This is a genomic window from Achromobacter sp., assembly GCF_049647645.1.
In the GTDB taxonomy this organism is placed as follows: domain Bacteria; phylum Pseudomonadota; class Gammaproteobacteria; order Burkholderiales; family Burkholderiaceae_B; genus Achromobacter.
Map to the genome: position 1 here is coordinate 16,193 of NZ_JBARYB010000026.1, position 23,112 is coordinate 39,304.

General features: G+C 65.1%; 28 protein-coding genes and 2 tRNA genes. 3 read left to right on the plus strand and 27 right to left on the minus strand.

Annotated features, from left to right (window positions below; all coding sequences use genetic code 11):
• Positions 1-11 precede the first annotated feature (11 nt).
• From WBB14_RS02810 to petA, 10 genes are all read right to left on the minus strand, one after another.
• Positions 12-485: a RidA family protein gene (locus WBB14_RS02810; protein ID WP_424238475.1), complete on the minus strand. Its 474-nt coding sequence runs from the start codon at positions 483-485 to the stop codon at positions 12-14.
• A 96-nt stretch (positions 486-581) separates the two neighbouring features.
• Positions 582-1,496, minus strand: a complete 915-nt coding sequence (gene gcvA / locus WBB14_RS02815; protein ID WP_424238476.1) for a transcriptional regulator GcvA — start codon at positions 1,494-1,496, stop codon at positions 582-584.
• A gap of 134 nt (positions 1,497-1,630) precedes the next feature.
• Positions 1,631-1,706: transfer RNA gene (locus WBB14_RS02820), tRNA-Asn, on the minus strand.
• Between the two features lie 361 nt (positions 1,707-2,067).
• Entirely contained in the window at positions 2,068-2,715 is a 648-nt protein-coding gene (locus tag WBB14_RS02825) for a GAF domain-containing protein (RefSeq protein ID WP_424238477.1), read from the minus strand.
• Between the two features lie 332 nt (positions 2,716-3,047).
• Positions 3,048-3,123 (minus strand) — tRNA-Thr (locus WBB14_RS02830).
• A gap of 67 nt (positions 3,124-3,190) precedes the next feature.
• Positions 3,191-3,640 (minus strand): ClpXP protease specificity-enhancing factor, encoded by a 450-nt coding sequence (locus WBB14_RS02835; RefSeq protein ID WP_424238478.1) that lies wholly within the window; start codon positions 3,638-3,640, stop codon positions 3,191-3,193.
• Between the two features lie 12 nt (positions 3,641-3,652).
• The gene (locus WBB14_RS02840; protein ID WP_006388039.1) at positions 3,653-4,264 is read right to left on the minus strand and encodes a glutathione S-transferase N-terminal domain-containing protein; all 612 of its coding nucleotides are present in this window, start codon (positions 4,262-4,264) and stop codon (positions 3,653-3,655) included.
• 153 nt (positions 4,265-4,417) lie between these two features.
• Complete coding sequence (locus WBB14_RS02845; protein ID WP_424238479.1) at positions 4,418-5,269, minus strand: cytochrome c1; 852 nt, start codon at positions 5,267-5,269, stop codon at positions 4,418-4,420.
• 23 nt (positions 5,270-5,292) lie between these two features.
• Positions 5,293-6,681 (minus strand): cytochrome b, encoded by a 1,389-nt coding sequence (locus WBB14_RS02850; RefSeq protein ID WP_062684339.1) that lies wholly within the window; start codon positions 6,679-6,681, stop codon positions 5,293-5,295.
• 74 nt (positions 6,682-6,755) lie between these two features.
• A complete protein-coding gene (petA, locus tag WBB14_RS02855) occupies positions 6,756-7,397 on the minus strand; it encodes a ubiquinol-cytochrome c reductase iron-sulfur subunit (protein ID WP_088143693.1) in 642 nt (213 codons plus the stop codon).
• A gap of 140 nt (positions 7,398-7,537) precedes the next feature.
• Between petA and mscL the strand changes: the two genes are divergently transcribed.
• Positions 7,538-7,987 (plus strand): large conductance mechanosensitive channel protein MscL, encoded by a 450-nt coding sequence (mscL, locus tag WBB14_RS02860; protein ID WP_424238480.1) that lies wholly within the window; start codon positions 7,538-7,540, stop codon positions 7,985-7,987.
• A gap of 122 nt (positions 7,988-8,109) precedes the next feature.
• Here mscL and WBB14_RS02865 read toward each other — a convergent pair whose 3' ends face one another.
• On the minus strand, positions 8,110-8,871 hold the full coding sequence (locus WBB14_RS02865; protein WP_424238481.1) for an aldolase: 762 nt from the start codon (positions 8,869-8,871) through the stop codon (positions 8,110-8,112).
• A 144-nt stretch (positions 8,872-9,015) separates the two neighbouring features.
• On the opposite strand from WBB14_RS02865, the gene WBB14_RS02870 reads away from it, so the two are divergent.
• Positions 9,016-10,044: an AraC family transcriptional regulator gene (locus WBB14_RS02870; protein ID WP_424238482.1), complete on the plus strand. Its 1,029-nt coding sequence runs from the start codon at positions 9,016-9,018 to the stop codon at positions 10,042-10,044.
• 28 nt (positions 10,045-10,072) lie between these two features.
• On the opposite strand, the gene WBB14_RS02875 is transcribed toward WBB14_RS02870, so the two are convergent.
• The 3 genes from WBB14_RS02875 to WBB14_RS02885 form a co-directional block, all read right to left on the minus strand.
• Positions 10,073-11,404 (minus strand): MFS transporter, encoded by a 1,332-nt coding sequence (locus WBB14_RS02875; protein ID WP_424238483.1) that lies wholly within the window; start codon positions 11,402-11,404, stop codon positions 10,073-10,075.
• A gap of 62 nt (positions 11,405-11,466) precedes the next feature.
• Entirely contained in the window at positions 11,467-12,093 is a 627-nt protein-coding gene (locus WBB14_RS02880; RefSeq protein WP_424238484.1) for a glutathione S-transferase family protein, read from the minus strand.
• 272 nt (positions 12,094-12,365) lie between these two features.
• Positions 12,366-13,142 carry a Nif3-like dinuclear metal center hexameric protein gene (locus WBB14_RS02885; RefSeq protein WP_424238485.1) on the minus strand — a complete coding sequence of 259 codons (777 nt, stop codon included), beginning with the start codon at positions 13,140-13,142 and terminating at the stop codon, positions 12,366-12,368.
• A gap of 19 nt (positions 13,143-13,161) precedes the next feature.
• Between WBB14_RS02885 and WBB14_RS02890 the strand changes: the two genes are divergently transcribed.
• Entirely contained in the window at positions 13,162-14,322 is a 1,161-nt protein-coding gene (locus tag WBB14_RS02890) for a trypsin-like peptidase domain-containing protein (RefSeq protein WP_424238486.1), read from the plus strand.
• A 36-nt stretch (positions 14,323-14,358) separates the two neighbouring features.
• On the opposite strand, the gene WBB14_RS02895 is transcribed toward WBB14_RS02890, so the two are convergent.
• From WBB14_RS02895 to hisD, 13 genes are all read right to left on the minus strand, one after another.
• Entirely contained in the window at positions 14,359-14,715 is a 357-nt protein-coding gene (locus tag WBB14_RS02895) for a helix-turn-helix domain-containing protein (RefSeq protein WP_424238487.1), read from the minus strand.
• A 79-nt stretch (positions 14,716-14,794) separates the two neighbouring features.
• Positions 14,795-15,586, minus strand: a complete 792-nt coding sequence (gene tatC / locus WBB14_RS02900; protein ID WP_424238488.1) for a twin-arginine translocase subunit TatC — start codon at positions 15,584-15,586, stop codon at positions 14,795-14,797.
• A complete protein-coding gene (gene tatB, locus WBB14_RS02905) occupies positions 15,583-16,107 on the minus strand; it encodes a Sec-independent protein translocase protein TatB (protein ID WP_424238489.1) in 525 nt (174 codons plus the stop codon). Before tatB ends, tatC begins: the two co-directional genes overlap by 4 nt.
• 71 nt (positions 16,108-16,178) lie before the next feature.
• The gene (tatA, locus tag WBB14_RS02910; RefSeq protein WP_013390942.1) at positions 16,179-16,406 is read right to left on the minus strand and encodes a Sec-independent protein translocase subunit TatA; all 228 of its coding nucleotides are present in this window, start codon (positions 16,404-16,406) and stop codon (positions 16,179-16,181) included.
• Between the two features lie 14 nt (positions 16,407-16,420).
• Positions 16,421-16,789 carry a histidine triad nucleotide-binding protein gene (locus tag WBB14_RS02915; RefSeq protein WP_424238490.1) on the minus strand — a complete coding sequence of 123 codons (369 nt, stop codon included), beginning with the start codon at positions 16,787-16,789 and terminating at the stop codon, positions 16,421-16,423.
• A gap of 16 nt (positions 16,790-16,805) precedes the next feature.
• A complete protein-coding gene (locus WBB14_RS02920; protein WP_424238491.1) occupies positions 16,806-17,156 on the minus strand; it encodes a phosphoribosyl-ATP diphosphatase in 351 nt (116 codons plus the stop codon).
• Complete coding sequence (hisI, locus tag WBB14_RS02925; RefSeq protein ID WP_424238492.1) at positions 17,153-17,557, minus strand: phosphoribosyl-AMP cyclohydrolase; 405 nt, start codon at positions 17,555-17,557, stop codon at positions 17,153-17,155. The genes WBB14_RS02920 and hisI overlap by 4 nt, the downstream gene beginning before the upstream one ends.
• A 133-nt stretch (positions 17,558-17,690) precedes the next feature.
• Positions 17,691-18,509: an imidazole glycerol phosphate synthase subunit HisF gene (gene hisF / locus WBB14_RS02930; RefSeq protein ID WP_424238493.1), complete on the minus strand. Its 819-nt coding sequence runs from the start codon at positions 18,507-18,509 to the stop codon at positions 17,691-17,693.
• A complete protein-coding gene (gene hisA, locus WBB14_RS02935; protein WP_006224535.1) occupies positions 18,506-19,246 on the minus strand; it encodes a 1-(5-phosphoribosyl)-5-[(5-phosphoribosylamino)methylideneamino]imidazole-4-carboxamide isomerase in 741 nt (246 codons plus the stop codon). The genes hisF and hisA overlap by 4 nt, the downstream gene beginning before the upstream one ends.
• 55 nt (positions 19,247-19,301) lie before the next feature.
• Positions 19,302-19,997, minus strand: a complete 696-nt coding sequence (gene hisH / locus WBB14_RS02940; protein ID WP_013390947.1) for an imidazole glycerol phosphate synthase subunit HisH — start codon at positions 19,995-19,997, stop codon at positions 19,302-19,304.
• A 34-nt stretch (positions 19,998-20,031) separates the two neighbouring features.
• On the minus strand, positions 20,032-20,619 hold the full coding sequence (gene hisB / locus WBB14_RS02945; RefSeq protein ID WP_013390948.1) for an imidazoleglycerol-phosphate dehydratase HisB: 588 nt from the start codon (positions 20,617-20,619) through the stop codon (positions 20,032-20,034).
• A gap of 1 nt (position 20,620) precedes the next feature.
• Entirely contained in the window at positions 20,621-21,778 is a 1,158-nt protein-coding gene (gene hisC / locus WBB14_RS02950) for a histidinol-phosphate transaminase (RefSeq protein WP_424238494.1), read from the minus strand.
• Complete coding sequence (hisD, locus tag WBB14_RS02955) at positions 21,775-23,079, minus strand: histidinol dehydrogenase (RefSeq protein ID WP_424238495.1); 1,305 nt, start codon at positions 23,077-23,079, stop codon at positions 21,775-21,777. The genes hisC and hisD overlap by 4 nt, the downstream gene beginning before the upstream one ends.
• Between the last annotated feature and the right edge of the window lie 33 nt (positions 23,080-23,112).

The window sequence follows — 23,112 nt, forward strand, 5'->3', positions numbered from 1 at the left end:
TCCGGCAGGGATCAGGCTTGCGTGAGCGCGATGACGGCTTCGACCTCCACCGCCACGCCTTGCGGCAGGGACGCCACGCCGACGGCGCTGCGCGCATGGCGGCCGGCGTCGCCGAAGACCTCGACCATCAGGTCCGAGGCGCCGTTGGCGACAGCGCTTTGGCGGTTGAAGTCCGGCGTGCTGGCCACGAACACGCCCAGGCGCACGACGCGGGCCACGCGGTCGAGCTTGTCGCCGGTGGCGGCCGCGATTTGCGACAGCAGGCCCAGCGCCGACAGGCGCGCCGCTTCCACCCCGTCGGCATCCGAGACCTGGTCGCCCAGCCGTCCCAGATAGGCTGCCTTGCCGTCCTTGCGGGAGATCTGGCCGGAGATGTACAGCAGGTTGCCTTCCAGGACGAAGGGCACGTAATTGGCGGCGGGCGCGGCGGCGGCTTCGAGGGTCAGGCCAAGTTCGGCCACGCGGCCGGAGATCGAGCGGGTCATGAGGGACTCCTGAATAGGGAAAGTAGGGCAAGCCTCATGCTATCGGCCGCTGCGGGCCCTGACCAATCAATTTTCGAGCAGTACACATGAGTAAAACTAATGTGTATCGTCTTGCTCCGCAGCCATCTGCATCAGCCACACGTGGAAGCGCTGCGCCGCGTCGCCAAGCGCGCCGCGCGGCGTCACGAACCACCAGCCGATACGGGGAGCTTCGAGCGCGGCGTCCGGCAGGGCCTCCACCAGCGCGCCGCTGGCGAGCTGGGCGCCGATAAGGCGGTGGCGGCCCATTGCCATACCCTGCCCCGCCAACGCCGCTTCCACGACGATGTTGTAGTCATGCAGGCGCATGGGCCGCACGTTGCCCAGGTCCACGTCATGATGCCGGGCCCAGGCGTCCCATTCGAAGGGATGGCGGGCATGCGAAGCCAGCAAGGGGAATCGCAGCAGATCTTGCGGCGTGCGCGGGCGTTTCCTGCCCGCGATCAGCGCGGGCGCGCAGACCACTGACAGCCGCTCCGCCATGATCAGCCGCGCTCGCACGCCGGGCCACACGCCGCGCCCGTAGCGGATTGCGACGTCGACCTCGCCGCCCGCGACGTCCGCCAAGCCGATGTCGGGCTGCAATTGCAGATCGATATCGGGATGGGCGGCGGCAAACGCCGCCAGGCGTGGCGCCAGCCAGCGCGTGGCGAACGAGGCCAGCAGCCCGACGCGCAGCGTCTGCCGCACAGTCTTGGGCGCGCGGACCTCGTCGGTACCCTGGCGCAGCAGTTCGAAGGCCGCATGCACGCGCTCGTAATAGGCCTGACCCGCCGCGGTCAGCGCCACGGCGCGGGTGAGCCGCTCGAACAGCGCCACGCCCAGCTCGGCTTCCAGCCGCTGGATATGGTGGCTGACGGCGCTTTGCGTCACGAAGAGTTCCTGCGCGGCCAGCGAAAAGCTCATGCGCCGCGCGGCGGCTTCGAAAGCGCGCAGGGAAACCAGGGCGGGCAGGGATCGCGCGGAACGCATGGAGACAGGCGACGTAGTGATGAGGGAATGCGCATCATCGTACGCCGTGCGGGGGCCGGCAAACAGGCTGCGCACACCGCACCCAAATGCAAAAGGCCCGCAACAAGTTGCGGGCCCTTCAGTACTGCATTCTTTGGCTCCCCGAGCTGGGCTCGAACCAGCGACCTGCGGATTAACAGTCCGTCGCTCTACCGACTGAGCTATCGGGGAACAGGTAGAGGGGGCGAATTATGCACAAAAAATGGGAAGAATGCAAAACGGGGTGCCCGTGACGGTTCGACTCGCCGAATATCTGTCTGTCACGTCAAGGTGCGCGGGCGCGTGCGCCGGGTACTGGTGGTCCGTAACATGGTCCAAATGGAGTCAGGTAGGAACCAGACTTCTCAGTGCCGACGGGGGGCCGGCCTCTTCGATAGCTCCTTGCCGGATACCCGTGCTTCCACTTGTGATGGCGCGCAACCCATAGTTGGTAAGCATCAGTTCTCGAACCTGGATTACCGCACCTGGTTTGGAAATGAGCCGGGATCCCTTGAAGAAGGTGTCAGGTTTCCTGTGGGGGGCAGTGTTCATATCAATACCTTTTGGTGACAAAGTCGCTGATGGCTTTGGCACCGGCGCCTATGATTTCCGCGACATCATTGCGTTCGAAAAGCGCACGGTCGCTTGAATCCATATAGATCACGCCTACGGGATGCTGGCCTGAACGGTCCAGGACGGGCACGGCCATCGCCGAATAGCGCCCAGGTCCAAGCCGGCGGGCTTGGGTCGCGGTATAGCCCCATTCAAGCACCAGCTCCGCGCGGAGTTGATCTTCCGTTCGGTGCTGGCTGGACATTACCAGCGGTGTTTTGCTTCGGACTGCCCTGCCCGCGATGCCAGTGTGCACGGGAAACGTCCGTCCTGCGCCCTCACCGCCAGCGCCGGCGTAATTGATGATCTGCTCGATTTCCTGCGGTTCATGGATGGGAGGAACGACACGGTGGAAGGTGGTGCGCAGGTCGGCTCCGCACTTGCGCTTGTTGCACCATTCGGCAAGCATGGTGTGCATGGTGGAAACCGCTGCACCCAGACCTTCGTGGACGACGTCCGGCCCGTCCATGTTGTCTTCGGCGCGTGCCACAGCCACGCGAACCAGCGCGGCCAGAATCAGCCAGACGCTCGTAGCGGCCGTTAGGCCGAACATCCATGGTTCAAAGAGAGGTTTGCGCCAGCTCTTCACTGCGGTGGTTCCGGCAACGAGGATGGGCGGCCCATTGAACAGGACTTCTCTAGGCCACCTCTTTTGCCAGAGGCGCTTTTGTCGCACGCCGGGGAGATGATTTGTGCGCATTGGGGACTCTGCTTCCTGAGGCAAGAACTTGGCGCGATTGTAGTCAGCGATTTCGTGGAAAGGCCTGCTTTCAGCGCCCGGGGGCCGCGCAAATAGGACGAAGCGCAAGGGGCTGGCTCAGGCCCGCGTTTTTCCGCCCAGGATTCAGACAAAAAAACCCGCGCCGTTATAGCCGGAGCGGGTTTTCAGATCGTCCCGCGGACGGATCTGTATCTGGAATTTGGTGCCGGTGAAAGGAATCGAACCCTCGACCTTCTCATTACAAGTGAGCTGCTCTACCAACTGAGCTACACCGGCGCTGCGTGCCAGGGGCACGCGAAGGGCTGCATTGTAATGAAAAAAATGCAGGCCTTGCGTGGATGCCTTATTTGACGATGGTCAGGCGCGGACGCTTGGGTTCGTCGTCATCTCCGCCGTCGTCACCGGGGGCGGCGTCGGCGTCGGAGCCTTCGGGCGCGGCGGGGGCCGTCGCGGCCTGGGCGCCCGCTACCGGCGGTTCGTAGGGCTGCACTTCGAAGCCCATGCCGGCGCCGGTTTCGCGCGCGTAGATGGCGCTGACGGCGCCCACGGGAACGTAGACGTTTTCGGTCACGCCGCTGAAGCGGGCCTGGAATTCGATGAATTCGTTGCCCAGCGTCAGGCGGTTGGTGGCCAGCGTGCCTACGTTCAGCGTGATCTGGCCGTCGCGCACATGGGCGACGGGCACCATGGTGTGCTCGTCGACCTGGACGGTGATGTAGGGCGTGTAGCCGTTATCGGTGCACCATTCGTGCAGCGCGCGGATCAGGTACGGTTTGGTCGAAGTTTCACCCATCACGCAACAGCCTTAGCGACGCATCACTTTTTCCGAAGGCGTCAGCGCTTCGATGTAGGCCGGACGCGAGAAGATGCGTTCGGCGTACTTTTGCAGCGGAGCCGCGTTCTTGGGCAGTTCGATGCCGTAGTGGTCCAGGCGCCACAGCAGCGGAGCCACGGCCACGTCGAGCATGGAGAATTCCTCGCCCAGCATGTACTTGTTCTTCAGCAGCATGGGGGCCAACTGGGCCAGACGGTCGCGGATGTTCTGGCGGGCGTTGGCCAGCTTCTTCTCGTCGGGCTTGGCGCTGCGGTCTTCCAGCGTCGAGACGTGAACGAACAGTTCCTTCTCGAAGTTGTAGAGGAACAGGCGGGTACGGGCGCGCATGACCGGGTCGGCGGGCATCAGCTGGGGATGCGGGAAGCGCTCGTCGATGTACTCGTTGATGATGTTCGACTCGTACAGGACCAGGTCGCGTTCGACCAGAATGGGCACTTGACCGTACGGGTTCATCACCGAGATGTCTTCGGGCTTGTTGTACAGGTCGATGTCGCGGATCTCGAAATCCATGCCTTTCTCGAACAACACGAAGCGGCAGCGTTGCGAAAACGGACACGTGGTTCCGGAATAGAGCACCATCATGGCGGTAAGTCCTTTATTGAAAAACGAAAGGCCAGCGCCTTAATCTAGCAGGCGCTGGCCCCAATTGCCAGGCGGGATAGGCGTACAGCCCTATCCGCCGATTCCGTCCCTGTTTGTAATCAGGGCCGGATAAAACCTGGCGGGGCGTTGCGGTTAGCGCACGTGTTTCCAGTACGAGGCATTGAGGCGCCAGGTAACCAGGAAGAACAGCAGCAGGAACAACATGACACCGACGCCGAGACGGACGCGGAATGTCTGGACGGGCTCGGCCATCCAGGACATGAACGCAGTCAGGTCGGCGACGTCGTTGTCGTATGTTGCGACTTGGGCCGGGTTGGCGGCCTTAAATTTGGCATCGAAGGTGGCATGGCCGTGGTAGTTGGCTACCGGTTCGGCCTTGACCGTGGAAAAACCCTGTGCATCGTACACCGTGGTGACGCGTTCCCAGGATTTGGGGGCGTCGCCCTTGCTTTCGACCTCGTGCATGGCAACGGTCGTGAGCTCGCGCGGACCCTGCACTTCCCAGAGGGCGTGGGGCATGCCCACGGCCGGGAAGACCAGGTTGTTCCAGCCCGTGGCACGCGACGTGTCGCGGTAGAAGGTGCGCAGGTAGGTATAGATGTAGTCGGCGCCCGAGGGGCCGGCGTTCACGGATTTGGCGCGCGCGATCACGGACAAGTCCGGGGGCGTCGTGCCAAACCACTGCTTGGCGTCCTTCGGGGTCATGGCGACGTTCATCATGTCGCCGACCTTTTCGCCGGTGAACAGCAGGCTTTCCTTGATCTGCTGGTCGGTCAGCCCGATGTCCTTGAGCTTGTTGTAGCGCATCGAGGACGCGCTATGGCAGTTCAGGCAGTAGTTGACGAACAGCTTGGCTCCGTTCTGCAGCGACGACATGTCGTTGACGCGGTACGGGGCCTTGTCCAGGGGATAGCCGCCGCCGGCGGCAAGGGTAACGGTACACGTGAGCATCAAGGCCACGGCACCAATCAGCTTCTTGATCATGGTTAATCCGTTATCTGGTGGGCTCAGTGGGCGTGGAACGTAACGCGCTCGGGCACTTTCTTGAAGGTGCCCAGGCGGCTCCAGACCGGCATCAGGAAGAAGAATGCCAGGTACAGCAGCGTGCCGATTTGCGACGTGATGTTCAACGGCGGACTGGGCGGCTGCGTACCGATGTAGCCGAGCACCAGGAAGTTGACCATGAAGATGCCGTAGATCCACTTGTGCCAGGTGGGGCGGTAGCGGATCGACTTGACCGGGGAATGGTCCAGCCACGGCAGGAAGAACAGGATGACGACCGTGCCGCCCATGGCGACCACGCCCCAGAACTTGGCGTCGATCGCGCGCAGCAGCACGGCCACGACGATCAGGATGCCGGGGACGGCGATGCGCATGAAGCCCTTCAGGTTGCTCTTGACGAGCAGCGCGATGGCGCCCAGCACGGAAGCGCCCGCCAGCACCCAGGTGAACTCGTCGGTGGTGGCGCGCAGCATCGAGTAGAACGGCGTGAAGTACCAGACCGGAGCGATGTGCGGAGGCGTCTTCAGCGAGTCGGCAGGGATGAAGTTGTTGAACTCGAGGAAGTAGCCGCCCATTTCCGGCGCGAAGAACACGATGAACGCGAACACCAGCAGGAAGCCGGCCACGCCCATCAGGTCATGCACCGAGTAGAACGGGTGGAACGGAATGCCGTCCTTCGGCCGGCCGTACTTGTCCTTCGGGCCCTGCTTGATCTCGATGCCGTCCGGATTGTTCGAGCCGACCTCATGCAGCGCCACCAGGTGGGCCGCGACCAGGCCCACCAGCACCAGCGGAATGGCGATGACGTGGAAGGCGAAGAAGCGGTTCAGCGTGGCGTCCGACACGACGTAGTCGCCGCGGATCCAGATGGACAGTTCAGGACCGATGAAGGGAATGGCCGCGAACAGGTTCACGATCACCTGCGCGCCCCAGTAGGACATCTGGCCCCAGGGCAGCAGATAGCCGAAGAAGGCTTCCGCCATCAGACAGAGGAAGATCGCGACGCCGAAGATCCACACCAGTTCGCGCGGCTTGCGGTAGGAACCGTAAAGCAGCCCGCGCAGCATGTGCAGGTACACGACGACGAAGAACATCGACGCGCCGGTGGAGTGCATGTAGCGCACCAGCCAGCCCCAGGGGACTTCGCGCATGATGTATTCGACGGACTGGAACGCGCGTTCGGCGTCCGGCTTGTAGTGCATGACCAGGAAGATGCCGGTCACGATCTGCAGCACCAGCACCAATAGGGCCAGTGAGCCAAAGAAGTACCAGAAGTTGAAGTTCTTCGGTGCGTAGTACTCGGACAGATGGGCTTTCCAGGTGGAGGTCACCGGGAAGCGCCGGTCCAGCCAGCCCAACAGGCCTGTCGTCTCGACGGTTTTCTCGCCAGCCATGTAACGGCTCCTTCTCTAATACGTGGCGTATTTGTTTTACTTACGTAATTCGGGAAAAAAGCGCGACGCGAGCGTCAGGCCTTGTTGTCTTCATCGACGCCCACGATGATGCGGGTGTCGCTGAGATATTGGTACGGCGGGACTTCGAGGTTGTCGGGCGCAGGCTTGTTCTTGTAGACACGGCCAGCCAGATCGAACGTGGAGCCGTGGCAAGGACAGAGGAAACCGCCCTGCCAGTCGGCGCCCAGGCCGCCGCCGCCGCCCGTTTCGAAGTGCGAGGTAGGCGAGCAGCCCAGGTGGGTGCAGATGCCGACGCAGACGAAGAGCTCGGGCTTGCGCGAACGGCCTTCGTTTTCGGCGTATTTGGGTGTGAAGCCGGGACGCTTGGAATCAGGATCGGCCAGCAAGGCGTCCTGGGTCTTGAGACCGGCGAGCTGTTCAGGAGACCGGTGGATGATCCAGACCGGCTTTCCGCGCCATTCAACCGTTTTCATGGTGCCGACGGGAATATCGCCGACGTCCACTTCAACGGGAGCTCCGGCAGCGCGGGCTTTTTCGGAGGGAGAAAACGTGCTCACAAGCGGCACTGCCGTTGCGACACCTGCTACGCCACCCACAGCACAGGCGGTGGTAACCCAGAAACGTCGCGAAGGATCGGGTGGCAGGTTGGGATCAACCGCACCGTCATCGTCGTGCACCAGCGTATCCTGACTCATCTTCCTATCCTTGTTGATGCGCCCGCTCTACGAGTAGCATCACTTCTGCGGCATCGGGTTCGCGGGAATATGTAACAACATAGCAACCGCGTATTATAGCGCCAGCCCACTCACGGGCGTATCACGAAGGGAGTGCTTTTATGAGCAAAGCGACGGGTTTCGTCAAAGAATTTCGAGATTTCGCTGTTAAAGGCAACGCAGTGGACCTGGCAGTCGGTGTCATCATCGGCGCGGCGTTCGGCAAGATCGTCGATTCGCTGGTCCGGGACATCGTCATGCCGTTGGTCAACTTCATACTCGGCGGCTCGGTCGATTTTTCGAACAAGTTCCTGGTTCTGTCGATGCCGGCCGGCTACAACGGTCCCATGACTTTCGCGGAACTGACCAAGGCGGGCGCCAACGTCTTTGCGTGGGGCAACTTCGTCACGATCATCATCAACTTCGTGTTGCTGGCCTTCGTGATCTTCTGGATGGTCAAGGCCATCTACAAGGCCCGCACCAAGGCCGAGGAAGCGCCGGCTGCACCGGCCGCGACGCCCGAAGACGTGGCGCTGCTGCGCGAAATCCGCGATTTGCTCAAGAAGCCCTGATCCGACACTGCCGCAGGTCCGGAATCCGCATCAGCGGATCGCGGGCCGCGGCTGGCGGACGTTCCCGCCGGCGCATGCCGGCCCCCGCAGAACGATCCGCTGCTGGTCTCTCCCCGCTAGTTCTATTCCGCAGCCATTTGCCGTTCGACGCGGCGCGCAAACATGGCGAAGCTCGCGCGCACGATGCTGGGCTTCAACAGGAAGTCGTGCGATTCGGCGGCCAGCGCATCATTCACCGGTTTGACTTCGCCATATGCGGCCGCGGCCTGCAACTGATTGCGGGCCGCGCGCTCGATCAGCACCGACAGGTACAGCGCTTCCTCGACACAGGATCCGGCGGCCAGAAAGCCATGATTGGCCAGCAGGATGCAGCGCTTGTCGCCCAGCGCCGCTGAAATGATCTCGCCTTCCTGGTCGGCGATGGGCAGGCCGGGCCATTCCTTCAGGTGGGCGCAGTCGTTGTGGAAGGGCGTTGCGTCCATGTGCGCAACGACCAGCGGCTGGCCCGTCATGGACAGCGTCGAGACATGGGGCGGGTGCGTGTGGATGATGCATTGCACGTCGGGACGCTGGCGATAGACCCAGAAGTGGAAGCGCACGGCGGGGTTGGGCGTGCCCGGGCCGTCGAGCACTTCCATGTTGTCATTGATGCGGATGACCGAGGCCGGGACGATTTCGTCGAAGGCCTGGGCCATGGGCGTGGTCAGGAACGTGCCGTCCGCCTGGCGCACAGTGATCTGGCCCGCCAGGGTTTCCGAATGGCCCTCGCTGGCGAGAATGCGGCAGCTCAAGGCCACCTTTTCCTTCTCGCCCCAGTTCCCGAAGTCGAGCTTGTTCGCGGAGCGCGCAAAAAAGGCGTCGGCATGGGCTTGTTTTTCCAGCATGGGGTCTCCTTGGGATAATGGCTTAATTACACGCCCGCCTCTGCTGCCAGCGATTGACCGATCACGAACGAGGGTTGACTCAATGCGACAGGAAGGCAGGCGCTTTTCGGCCAGTGTTGGCCAGCCCGACAGAGTGTTCCCAGCATGCCACGCGCCAGCCAGACAGTGAATCCATCCGCCCGGCCCGCCTGTTCCGAGGCGGATCTCAATTTCGCGCCGCAATTCCGCCCCTTCTATGCGCAGGAGATCGCGGGCTACGAGCGCGAGCTGGACAAGCTGGTCCTGCCAGGGGAATTCCGCGCCTTGACCGAACAGCCCAGGCTGCAATTGCAGGCCTGTAGGCTGCGTGCAGGCGGGTTGGTGGTAAGCCTGGAATCGACACCGATCAGCGTGCATCACCGCGCGGAGCACGCGGCCGACCTGGAGCACGCGGAATTCCTGGCGAGCTTCGTGATTGCGGGGCATGGCGTCATCGTGCAGAACGAGGCCACGCTGCCGCTGGAACCCGGCGACATCATCTTCCGAACGACCGCGCTGCCTTCCGAGATCCGGATGTACACCGATTCGCGCATCGTGGTGGTCAAGGGGCCGCTGTCGCGCCTGCTGGGCGCGCACAGCCTGGCGATGTCGCAGTTCACCGCGCAGCGCGGCGTGGCTGCCTTGCCGATGGTACAGACCGCGCATCGCTGCCTGCATCATGTGTTCTTCGACAAGGCGGAATCGAATCCCACATCGTCGCTTTTTGCGGAGCAGGCGCTGCTGGCGCTGCTGGCCTCGATTTACACCAGCCAGGCGTTGGAGAAGATTCCGGGCGATGCGCGCGCACCCGCCGACAACTGGCAGGTACTGGCCAGCTACATCGATGCCCACATCACCGATCCGGAACTGTCGGTGCAGGCGGTGGCGGACGTGCTGCGCGTGACGACGCGCTGGGTGCACCGGCTGTTCAAGATGCGGTCGCTGCAATACACCAGCTATGTGCGCGAACGCCGCCTGCAGCTGGCCAGGGAAGCGCTGGAGGATCCGCGGCGCGCGCACGTCGAGGTCAAGGAGATTGCGGCGTCTTGCGGCTTTCTGCATGTCAGCCATTTCATCCGCCGCTTCCATGAACGCTTCGGCATGTCGCCGGCCCTGTACCGCAAGACGGCCAGCGGCGGCAGCGGCGGCGCGTAGCGCCGCCGGGCCCTGCTGCTCTTGCGCATCAGCCGCGGCGCAAGTCCTGCGGCGTGGGCTTCATGAGAAACGCCGAGGTGCCGGCGACGATGCCGAGGAAGGCCAGATAGACGCCGACCGGAAGAATGCTGTCGAACTTCTGGACCAGCGTGGCCGAGATCAGCGGCGCCAGGCCGCCGCCGATAGCCGCCGAGAACTGGACCCCGATGGACAACCCGGAATAGCGCAACTCCGCAGGGAACTGCGCGCTGTAGAGGCTGGATTGGGGCGCGATCATGATCGCGTAGTTGAAAGCCATGGCGACGAAGACAGCGAGGCTGTAGGCCATCAGCGAACCGCTGCCCACCGCGAGAAAGATCGGGATGGCCATGAGTCCGAGGAACATGCCGCCCCAGCCACAGACGCGGCGCGCGCCGATGCGGTCGGCCAGCACGCCGAACAGCGGGATGGTGAACATCAGCAGGCCGGCGCCATAGAGCAAGGCATGCAACGCGTCGGCCCGGCTGAAGCCCAGCTTCGATACGGCATAGGACACCGAGAACACCAGGAAGGTGTAGATCAGGGTCACCTCGGCGATCTTGCAGCCTATGCATAGCAGGAGCGACTTGCCGTGCTTGCGCAACAACTCGCCCAGGGGCATCTTGTCTTCCAGGGGCTGCCTGGCCAGCGCCTTTTCGCGCTTGACCTGTTCGAACTCCGGCGACTCGTCGATGCCGTGGCGGATGAACAGGCCGACGACGATGAGCACGGCGCTGGCGAGGAACGGCAGGCGCCAGCCCCAGGACAGGAAGTCCGCTTCCGGCAGCCGCGTCACCAGCGCGAAGGACCCCACCGACAGCAGGATGCCCAGGGGCGCGCCCACCAGCGGCAGGCTGCCGAAGAACGCCTTCCATTTCGGTGGCGCATGTTCGACCGCCATCAGCATGGCGCCGCCCATCTCGCCGCCGAACGACAGCCCCTGGCCGATGCGCAGCACCACCAGCAGCACCGCCGCCGAGATGCCGATCTGTTCATAGGTCGGCAGCAGTCCGATGAGCACGGTGCATATGCCCATCAACAGCAGGCTCAGCGTCAGCATGGACTTGCGGCCGATGCGGTCGCCGAAATGGCCGAACAGAATGCCGCCGATGGGCCGCGCCAGCATGCCGCTGGCGAACGCGCCGAAGGCCGCCAGTGTGCCGGTCACCGGATCGAACTGCGGGAAAAAGATCTTGTTGAACACCAGGGCGGCGGCGGTGCCGTAGGCGAGGAAGTCGAAGGCTTCCACGGCGGTGCCGATGACCGTTGCGACGGCGACCCGGAACAGGTTCGGTTTCTTGTGTGATTGGGCAATAGGCTGCGCGGCCTGTATGGCATCCATGTGGTTCCCTCTTGTCTTGTAGTAGTAGTTTTTGTGTTTGCGCTTGTGTTTGTGCGCGGGCCTCAGGGACCCGGCGGCACGTACCCCGGCAACTGCTGCATGCGCTTGCGCCACGCCGCGACGGCGGGATAGGCGGCGATGTCGATGGCGGCTTCCTCCGCCAGCGACAGGTAGCCGTAGCAGGCGATGTCGGCCACGGTCGGCGCATCGCCGCCCGCCAGCCACGCGTTTTCTGCAAGGCGCTTGTCCAGGCGTTGCAGCACGCGGTCCGTGCGCTCCTGCATGCCGGGCACGTCGAGCAAGGCCTCGCTCACGCCCAGGTGGTGCGCGGCTTCTGCATGGCTTACCACGCGCGTCAAGCGCAGCGGCTGCAGGCTGTTGGCGATTTCGTTGGCGGATACCGATAGCCAGGCGTGCATGGCGCCGATGCGCGGCAGCGGCGCCAGCCATTCGGGGGCATAGTGGTGCGCCAGGTGCAGCAGAATGGCGTGGCTGTCCCAGATGGCGATGTCGCCATCGGTCAGCGCGGGGATCTGCTGGAAAGCGCTGATGCGCTCGAACTCCGCAGTCTGGTTCTTGCGGGCGAGCACGTCGACGAACGTGCTTTGGTAGTCCCGGCCGATGAGCGCAAGAAAGAGGCGGACCTTGTAGCAGTTGCCGGAGCGCGGGTGGTCGTAGAGGGTCAGCATTCCATGGCTCCGTGTGTAGGAGGCCCAGCCGGGAAAGGCCCGGGCGCGGGCGATTGGATGGAATGCTAGGGCTGTGGACTGCGCCCGGAATTGATAGGGAGAGAACCGCGATTGACCAGATGCGACGCACAGGCGCCGCCTTGATCGCGCCCTCTGGTTTTCCCCTAGCCAAGTCCGGCCGATTCGGACACTGGCGGCGTGCGCGGGGGGCCGTTGCCGCCTCGAAATAAAAACGCCCCCTTGCGGGGGCGGGTGGCGGGGCGCGGCGCCTGTTAAGCCGGGTTGTCGATGTCGACGAATTCGACCTTGATGCCGAAGCGCGCCGCCACCGCCTGCCCCAGCGCCTGCACGCCGTAGCGTTCGGTGGCGTGGTGGCCCGCGGCGATGAAGCCCACGCCGGTCTCGCGCGCCAGGTGCACCGTGGATTCGGAGACTTCGCCCGTGATGTAGGCGCTGGCGCCGGCGTCCACGGCGTCGCCCAGCATGCCTTGGGCGCCGCCCGTGCACCAGGCCACGCTTGCCAGAGGCAGGTCCGGATCGCCCACCACCAGCGGCTGGCGGCCCAGACGTTCGGACACGCGCGCGCCCAACTGGCCCAGCGTCGCCACGCCGTCGGCGGCGCCCAGCCAGACCAGATTGTCGGGGCCACAGGTCTGCGGCGCGCCGTCATCGCGCAGCGCGGGCGTCAGGCCCAGCACGCGCGCCAGCTGCGCGTTGTTGCCCAGGGCGGGATGCGCGTCCAGCGGCAGATGGTAGGCGTACAGGTTCAGGTCGTTTTTCAGCGCCAGGGCCATGCGCGCGCGGCGCGTGCCGATGACCCGGCGGTCCTCGTTGCGCCAGAGCCAGCCGTGGTGCACCAGCACCGCATCCGCGCCGCGTTCGACCGCCACGCGCAGCAGGGCTTCGCTGGCCGTGACTCCGGCGATAATGTGTGCGATTTCGGATCGGCCTTCCACCTGCAGCCCATTGGGGCAATAGTCCTTGAAGCGGGCTGCTTGCAGGGTGTCGTCCAGCCAGTTGGCCAGGACGTGGGAGTCCACTTTACTCATAGCTAGTCCTATCAGAATCATGCGCCGATATTGGCTGATCTTTGCTCAGGCCGTCACGGTCTGCCTGGGTATTCTATTCGTGGTCACGACCTTGCGGCCCGACCTGCTGCGGCTGGCTGGGCCGGCGGCTGGGCCCCAGCCCGCCACGGCGGCCGCAACACCGCCGGCAGCGCGCACCCAGGCTACGGCGTCCTATGCCGACGGCGTGGCCCGCGCGGCGCCCTCCGTGGTCAATGTCTACACGACCAAGCACGTGAACGTGCCGCTGATTCCGTTGCCCGACGATCCGGTGCTGCGGCAGTTCTTCGGCCAGGTGCCGGGCGTGACGCGACGCCAGGCCTCGACCAGCCTGGGGTCCGGCGTGATCGTGAACCAGGACGGCTATGTGCTGACCAACTACCACGTGGTGCAGGCAGCGGAAGCGATCGAGGTTGCGCTGGCGGATGGCCGCCGCGATGTCGCCAAGGTGGTGGGCGCGGATCCGGACACCGATCTGGCCCTGCTGAAACTGGCCACCTTGCGCGCCCTGCCCGCGGCCACGCTGGCGCCCGACCGGGGCCTGCGCGTGGGCGACGTGGTGCTGGCGATAGGCAATCCGTTCGGCGTGGGACAGACCACGACGCTGGGCATCGTGTCGGCGCTGGGCCGCAACGGGCTGGGCCTGAACACGTACGAGAACTTCATCCAGACCGATGCCGCGATCAACCCCGGCAATTCGGGCGGCGCGCTGGTCGACGCCGCGGGTAATCTGGTCGGCATCAATACCGCCATCTATTCCGAGTCGGGCGGGTCCATGGGCATAGGCTTCGCCACCCCTATCGAGATCGCGCGCAAGGTCATGGACGAGATCGTCAGGACCGGCGGGGTCAAGCGCGGCTGGCTTGGCGTGGAACCGCAAGACGTGACCCCGGAGCTGGCGCGCGCATTCGGGCTGGACCGCGACACCTCGGGCGTCATCATCGCCGGCGTGATGCGCGACGGGCCGGCGGCGCGGGGCGGCTTGCGGGTGGGCGATATCGTGCAGTCGGTCAACGGCAAACGCATGACGGACACCAGCAGCCTGCTGTCGGAGATTGCGCAACTTCCACCGGGCCAGAGCGCCAAGCTCGGCATATTGCGCGGCGGCAAACCGGTCGAGCTGGCGGTGGTGGTGGGTACGCGCCCGGGCAAGCCGCGCTAGGGCCGGGCCGGGATCTTGTTGGGGCGCGGCTGGGAGTCAGGTCGCGGCGGGGTCTTTAGCCATCAGGCGGACCGCCGACAGGATGGCCTTTTTGGTGCTCTCGGATTGATTGCGCAGCAGCGCCCAGATTTCCGTGCAGTAGCCGTCCGGGGCGCAGGCGCTGTCAGACGGCGCCTGCGCGCCCGGCCCGATGCCATCGGTCAGCCAGGGTACGCTGGTGTCCAGCGCGCGCGCCAGCCGCAGCAAGGTGGCGCGAGACGGCGAATAGCAGTCTTCGCGCATGAGGATGCGATGGATGCAGGATTGCGGGACGCCGGAAATGCGCGCCAGCTGATTCTGGCTTTTGATGCCGCGCCATCGCATCAGGGTGTGCAGTCTTTGGGCGAGTGACATGTGGGCAATGTAGAGTCGCCATGCGTCGCCCACAAGGTGAAACGGTCCTGCTTTATGGGCAGGACCGTCCGTAGGAAGATCAGTGGCGTTCGCTCAGAGAATCCGAACTGGCCTCGCTCTCGGCTCCCGGTTTTGGCGTGACCATGCGGGCGCAGATCAGTCCGACCTCATACAGCAGGCACAGCGGCACCGCCAGCATGAACTGGCTGACCACGTCGGGCGGCGTGACCACGGCGGCGATGATGAAGGCGCCCACCACCACGTAGCCGCGGGCGGCCTTCAGCTTGGACAATTCGACTACGCCCATCTTGACCAGCAGCACCACGGCCACGGGCACTTCGAAGGTGATGCCGAAGGCCATGAACATCGTCATGACGAAGCTCAGATAGGCCTCGATGTCCGGGGCGGGCGTGATGGACTGCGGCGTGAAGGTGGCGATGAAGTGGAACACCGTGCGGAACACCACGAAATAGCAGAACGCCATGCCCGCGATGAACAGGAAGGTGCTGGAAATGATGAGCGGCAGCGCCAGGCGTTTTTCGTGGCGATACAGGCCGGGCGCCACGAAGGCCCAGGCCTGGTACAGCACCACGGGCAGCGCCACGATGAACGCGGCCATCATGGTGACCTTGACCGGCACCATGAACGGCGTGATGACGCCGGTGGCGATCATGCGGGTGCCTTCCGGCAGCGAAGCCAGCATGGGCTGAGCCAGCACGTCATAGATGGCCGACGCGCCGGGGTAGATGAACAGCACGATGAACACGACGACCACGGCGCCAACGGCGCGCAGCAGGCGAGTGCGCAATTCGACCAGGTGGGAGATGAAAGTCTCCTGCTGGCCCTCTTCTTGGGTGGCGTCCTGGGTCACGTCGGTGTTCCGGAGGGCGCGACGGGCTTGGCGGCGGGCGCGGCGTCGTCGGCCTTGGGCGCGCTGGGCGCGGGTTGTTGGGTTGCGGCGGGGGCGGGTACGGCCGCCGGCGGCAGGTCCAGATCCAGGCTGTGGTTCTGCCCAGGCGGCGGCGCGATGCTGCGTTCGGGCTCGGCAGGCGTGTCGCTGGCGGCGGCCGGCTCGGCCTTGATGCTGGCTTCGCGCGCGACTTCGTCGAGTTCCGCGCGGAACTGCTGGACGGGTTCCTGCAGCGAGGCCTGGGTTTCGTTCAGCGACTGTTGCACGCCCTGGGCGGCATCTTCCATCTCGCTCTTGAACTTGCGCAGTTCGTCGAGCTCGATTTCGCGCTGGATATCGGATTTCACGTCATTGACGTAACGCTGCGCGCGCCCGAGCAGGTGGCCGACGGTGCGGGCAACCTTGGGCAGGCGTTCGGGGCCGATGACGATCAGGGCGATGACGCCGATCACCATCAGTTCAGTGAAGCTGACATCAAACATTCGACGGCCGCTCGGGAGTGGATGCAATAAGGGCCGGCCTGTTCAGGACGGCCCGGGAGCCGAGCAGGCGCTCAGGAGTTGGATTTTTCCTTGGCCTGCACGTCGATGGTGTCGCCGGAGACGCGCTGTTGCGCGATCGGTTCGGCCGGCTTGTCGCCGTTGGCGTCCTTCATGCCTTCCTTGAAGCCCTTGACCGCGCCGCCCAGGTCCGAGCCGATGTTGCGCAGCTTCTTGGTGCCGAAAATCAGCGCCACGATGACCAGGACAACCAACCAATGCCAGATGCTGAAACTACCCATGATGTTTCTCCGAATTACGCGTTGGGGGCCACGCGCCCTTTCCAGGGTCGCGAGCCGCCGATGATGTGGAAATGCAGATGCGGGACTTCCTGGCCGCCTTCGACGCCAGAATTGATCATGATGCGAAACCCGCCATCAGGGCCCGGACTGCAACCGTTTTCAGCGGCTAACCGCGGCGCTAATGACATCATTCTACCCAACCATTCTGCGTCCTCCCCCTTAATATCCTGCATGGATGTGACATGACGTCGAGGGATCAGCAATAAATGTACCGGCGCGGCCGGATTGATGTCGTGGAACGCAACAAAGTCCTCGTCCTCGTAGACCTTCTTGGACGGGATTTCGCCAGCGGCGATCTTGCAGAAGAGACAGTTGTCGCTCATTTTTCCAGTTCCGGGTTCAGTCTTGCGGGCGGCTCGCCTTTTCCGCCAGGCCGGAGAGGCCCTCGCGGCGAGCCAGTTCGGCCAGTACGTCTTCGGGCCGAAGCTTGAAATGCGTCAGGGCCACCAGGCAATGGAACCACAGGTCGGCGGTTTCGCTGACGATGCGGTCAGGCACGCCGTCCTTGGCGGCCATGACCAGCTCGGTGGCTTCCTCGCCGATCTTCTTGAGGAAGGCGTCCGGGCCCTTGGCCAGCAGCTTGGCGGAGTAAGAAGCTTTGGGATCGCCGCCATTTTCAGGACGGCGGGTTTCCAGGGTATCGGCGATACGCGCCAGGATTTCTGCGGCGCTTGCGGCTTGAGCGGTCATTTGTAGATCAGTTCGGGATCTTTCAGCACGGGGTCCACCGTGATCCAGGAAGCCTGGTCGGACTGGCCTTCCAGGCGGCGGTAGAAGCAGCTGGCACGCCCGGTGTGGCAGGCGATGCCGCCCTGCTGGTGGATCTTCAGCAGGATCACGTCGCCGTCGCAGTCCAGGCGCAATTCATGTACTTCCTGGGCATGGCCGGATTCCTCGCCCTTGCGCCACAGGCGCTGGCGGGAACGCGACCAGTAGACGGCGCGCCCGGTGGCGGCCGTTTCGGCGAGCGATTCGCGATTCATCCAGGCCACCATCATGATCTGGCCGTTTTCGGAGTCTTGCGCGATCGCGGGTATCAGGCCGTTTTCGTCGAAAACGACATCGGCCATCCAGGCGGGTTCGTTGCTCATCTCATTCATCCATTGTCCTCGCGCGGCAGCTTGCGGACCGCCACAGTCGCGTGGGGACTCATAATCTTACGGCAATACCTTGTTGCACGCCTGAGAGGGGCTTCCCGAAGCGCCGCAGGCGCTCCGGGGGGGATCACAACCTTACGGATATGCCCTGTTCGGCCATGAAGCGCTTGCACTCGCCCACGGTGTGCTGGCCGAAGTGGAAGATGCTGGCGGCCAGGACCGCGCTGGCGCGGCCGGTGGTGACGCCGTCGGCCAGATGCTGCAGGTTGCCCACGCCGCCCGAGGCGATGACGGGCACCGGCACGGCGTCCGAGACGGCGCGCGTGAGTTCCAGATCGAAACCGGATTTGGTGCCGTCGCGGTCCATGCTGGTCAGCAGGATTTCGCCGGCGCCGTAGGCGGCCATGCGGCGCGCCCAGGCCACGGCGTCCAGTCCGGTGGCCTTGCGGCCGCCGTGCGTGAAGACTTCCCAGCGGGCCGGTTCGCCCGCGGCCGACACGCGGCGCGCATCAATCGCCACCACCACGCATTGCGAGCCGTGGTAGTCCGAGGCGGCCCGCACCAGTTCCGGGTTGGCCACGGCGGCGCTGTTGATGCTGATCTTGTCGGCGCCGGCGTTCAGCAGGCGCTGAATGTCGGACACCTGGCGCACGCCGCCGCCCACCGTCAGCGGAATGAAGACCTGCGAGGCCACCTGCTCGATGATGGGCAGGATCAGGTCGCGGCCGTCGCTGGTGGCGGTGATGTCCAGGAAGGTGAGTTCGTCGGCGCCCTGCTCGTTGTAGCGGCGGGCGATCTCGACGGGGTCGCCCGCGTCGAGCAGGTTGACGAAATTCACGCCCTTGACGACGCGGCCCGCGGTGACGTCAAGGCAGGGGATGATGCGGCGGGTCAGCGCGCTCTGTGCGGGCGCGCCGGCCCCGGGGGTGCTGCTGGAGGTGGTCATTTTGCCAATTCGTCGGCGCGCGCCTGCGCCGCCTGGAAGTCGAGCGTGCCTTCGTAGATGCTGCGGCCCAGGATGGCGCCTTCGACGCCTTCTTCCTCGACGGCGCAGAGGGCTTCGATGTCCTGGATGCCGGCGATGCCGCCCGATGCGTAGACCGGGATGCGCACGTGTTGGGCCAGGCGTACCGTGGCCTCGACGTTGACGCCGGACAGCATGCCGTCGCGGCCGATGTCGGTGTAGATGATGGCCTCGCAGCCGTAGTCCTCGAACTTCTTGGCCAGGTCGAGCACGTCGTGGCGGGTCAGCTTGCTCCAGCCGTCGGTGGCGATCTTGCCGTCGCGGGCGTCCAGGCCGACGATGATCTGGCCCGGGAAGGCGCCGCAGGCGTCCTGCAGGAAGCCGGGGTTCTTGACCGCGGCGGTGCCGATGATCACGTAGGAGATGCCGGCGTCGAGATAGCGTTCGATGGTGTCGAGGTCGCGGATGCCGCCGCCGATCTGCACGGGGATGTCGTCGCCGACAGCGTCCAGGATCGCCTTGATGGGGGCTTCGTTCTTGGGTTTGCCGGCGACGGCGCCGTTCAGGTCGACCAGATGCAGGCGGCGCGCGCCCTGGTCGAGCCAACGGGTGGCCATGGCGGCGGGGTCTTCAGAGAACACCGTTGCATCGTCCAGGTCACCCTGGCGCAGGCGCACGCAGCGCCCGTCTTTGAGATCGATGGCGGGGATCAGCAGCATGGTGGGCAGCGAAAAATATAGGGGTTGAAAGGGCTGGCGGGCGTGGGCTTGGAGCCTACGGCTGCCAGTCTACAAAATTGCGATACAGGCGCAAACCGTGCTCGGCGCTCTTTTCGGGGTGAAACTGCACCGCGAAAATGTTAGCCGCCGCCACCGCGCAGGTAAAGGCGAGGCCATACTCGGTTTCACCAACAGTCAGGTCCGGATCTTCCGGATCGGCGTAGTAGCTATGGACGAAATAGAAGTGCGTGTCGTCCGGAATGCCGGCCCAGATAGGATGAGAGCGCGTCTGGCGCACTTTGTTCCATCCCATGTGCGGAACCTTGAGGCGTTCGGGGCGGGTGTCGGCGAGTCCGGCGGCGCCGGTGTCGGCTAGGCAGGCGTCGTCATCGCTCACGGGGTCCGCAAAGCCGGGACCCGCGAAGCGGCGCACCACGCCGGGGAACAGCCCCAGGCAGGCGGTGCCGCCTTCTTCGCTGGAATCGAACAGCATCTGTTCGCCCACGCACACGCCCAGCAGGGGCTTCTCGCGCGCGGCTCGCACGACAGCCTCGCGCAGGCCGGATTCGTTCAGGGTGCGCATGCAGTCGGCCATGGCGCCCTGGCCGGGAAACACGACGCGGTCGGCCGCGGCGATTTCCTGGGGCTGGCTGCAGATGCGGATGTCGGCATCGGGGGCGGCGTATTTCAGGGCGCGGGCGACGGAGTGGAAATTGCCCATTCCGTAGTCGACGATGGCGATAGTGGTCACTTCTTTCTGCCTGCTGCGAGGTGGATGGCGGACGTTACAGCACGCCCTTGGTGGAGGGCACGACGTCGCCCATGCGGGGATCGACTTCCATGGCCATGCGCAGGGCGCGGCCACAGGCCTTGAAGACCGTTTCCGCCTGATGGTGGGCATTGACGCCGCGCAGGTTGTCGATGTGCAGCGTGATCAGGGCGTGGTTGACCAGGCCCTGGAAGAATTCGCGGGTCAGGTCCACGTCGAAGTCGCCGATGCGGGCGCGGGTGAAGGGAATGTGATATTCCAGGCCCGGACGGCCCGAGAAATCCACCACCACGCGCGACAGCGCTTCGTCCAGCGGCACATAGGCGTGGCCGTAGCGGCGCAGGCCGGCCTTGGTGCCGACGGCCTTGGCGATGGCCATGCCCAGGGTGATACCCACGTCTTCGACGGTGTGGTGCGCGTCGATGTGCAGGTCGCCTTCCGCCTTGATGTCGAGGTCGATCAGGCCGTGGCGCGCGATCTGGTCCAGCATGTGGTCCAGGAACGGCACGCCGGTGTCGATCGTCTGCTTGCCGGTACCGTCGATATTGACGGCCACGCGGATGCGGGTTTCGTTGGTGTTGCGGGTGATCTCAGCGGTACGCATGTTAAGCACTCAAAATCTCTTGCAGGGCGGATAGCAAGGCGGCGTTTTCAGCCGGGGCGCCCACCGAGATGCGCAGGCAGTTGGCCAGTAGCGGATGGGCGTTGGAGAAGTTGCGAATCAATATTTTGCGCGTTTTCAGGGCAAGATGCACGGCGTTGCCGTCCAGCTTGCCGGAAAAGCGGGCAAGAACGAAGTTGCCGGCGGAAGGGAATACCCGCACGCCGGGCAACTGGGCCAGGGCGGCAGCCAGCGGCTCGCGGTCGGCGCGCAGGCGGGCGGCCTGTTCATCCAGCACCGGCTTGTGGCGCAGCACGGCCGACAGCGTGGCCTGGGTCAGCACGTCCAGGTTGTAGGGCGGACGGACCTTGTTCAGCTCTGCGATCCACGCCGGGTGGCCGGCCAGGTAACCGAAGCGCAGGCCGGCCAGGCCGATCTTGGACACCGTGCGCATGACGACCACGTTCGGCGCGTCCAGCACCCGTGGCATCCAGGTGCGGTCGGCGAAGGGCTGGTAAGCCTCGTCCAGCACCACCAGCCCGGGGGCGGCGGCGATGATGGCTTGCATGTCCTCGTCGGACCAGAGGCCACCAGTGGGGTTGTTGGGGACTGCCAGGAACACCACTTTGGGCTGATGTTCGCGGATGGCGGCCAGCATGGCCGGCAAATCCAGGGTCAGATCATCCGTCAAGGACACGCCGACGAAGCGGGCGTGGTCGAAGCGCGCGGCCATGTCGAAGTAGACGAACGACGGCCAGGGTGACAGCACCGTGTCGCCGGGGTTGCAGCAGGCCTGCACCACGATGTGGATGAGTTCGTCCGAGCCGTTGCCGAACAGCACGTCCGCCGCATCGGGCACGCCGAAGGCCGTTTTTACGGCCTGCTGCAGCGCGGACAGGTCGGCTGCGGGATAGCGGTTCAGGGGCGTGTCGCGCACGGCGCGGGCGATGTCCTCGCGCACCGCCTCGGGCAGCTCGTAGGGGCATTCCATGGCGTCGAGCTTGATGCAGCCCTCGGCGTTGGCCACGGGATAGGCGGCCAGTTCGCGGATATCCGCCCGGACCGTGTCGGCGATGCGGCCGGCGATGCCTGCCGCGCTCACCGGACTGCCTTCGCGCCGCGTACTCCTGTATTCGCCTTCGGGGCGGCCCGGCACGCTCATGGCTGGTCGATCCGGTACTGGGCGCTGGCGGCGTGCGCCTGCAGGCCCTCGCCCAGCGCCAGTTCGGCGGCGATGCGGCCCAGCTTCTGGGCGCCCTGGTGCGAAACCTGGATCAGGCTGGAGCGCTTCTGGAAGTCATAGACGCCCAGCGGCGACGAAAAGCGTGCCGTGCGCGAGGTCGGCAGCACGTGGTTGGGGCCGGCGCAGTAGTCGCCCAGGGATTCGGAGCTGAAGCGGCCCATGAAGATCGCGCCGGCGTGGCGGATCTGCGCGGTCCATTTCTCGGGGTGCTCGGTGGAGATTTCGAGGTGCTCGGGCGCGATGTCGTTGGCGATCCGGCAGGCTTCTTCCAGGTCCTGGACCAGGATCAGCGCGCCGCGGTTGGCCAAGCTGACGCGCAGGATGTCGGCGCGCGGCATGGTGGGCAACAGGCGTTCGATCGAGGCTTGCACGGCTTCGATGAAGGCGGCGTCCGGGCACAGCAGGATGGATTGGGCGAGCTCGTCGTGCTCGGCCTGCGAGAACAGGTCCATGGCGATCCAGTCGGCCGGCGTGTTGCCGTCGCAGATGACCAGGATTTCGCTGGGGCCGGCGATCATGTCGATGCCGACCACGCCGAACACGCGGCGCTTGGCGGCGGCGACGTAGGCGTTGCCCGGGCCGACGATCTTGTCGACGGCCGGCACGGTGGCCGTGCCGTAGGCCAGCGCGCCCACGGCTTGCGCGCCGCCGATGGCGAAGACGCGGTCGACGCCGGCGATGGCCGCGGCGGCCAGCACGATGGGGTTGCGCACGCCATCGGGCGTGGGCGTGACCATGACCAGTTCCTGCACGCCCGCGACCTTGGCCGGGATGGCGTTCATCAGCACCGAGGACGGGTAGGCGGCCTTGCCGCCGGGCACGTACAGGCCCACGCGGTCCAGCGGGGTCACCTGCTGGCCCAGCATGGTGCCGTCGGCGTCGGTGTAGGTCCAGGTCTCGGCGCGCTGGCGTTCGTGGTAGCTGCGCACGCGGTCGGCGGCGGCTTCCAGCGCGTTGCGCTGGGCGGCCGGCAGCGCGGCCAGGGCCGCATGCCAGTCCGCCTTGGGGATCTCCAGCGTCTGGGCCGATGCGTCGGGCATGCGGTCAAAGCGCTGCGTGTATTCCACCAGCGCGGCATCGCCGCGGGCGCGCACGTCGGCCAGGATGCCGGCCGCGGCGCGGTCGATGGATTCGTCCTCGGTGGCCTCGAAGGCCAGCAGCGTGGACAGGGCGGATTTGAATCCGGGATCGCGGGAGTCGAGACGATTGATCAGGGCCATGGCGTCATGGGGCAAGCAGGTAGCGGCCGCCGC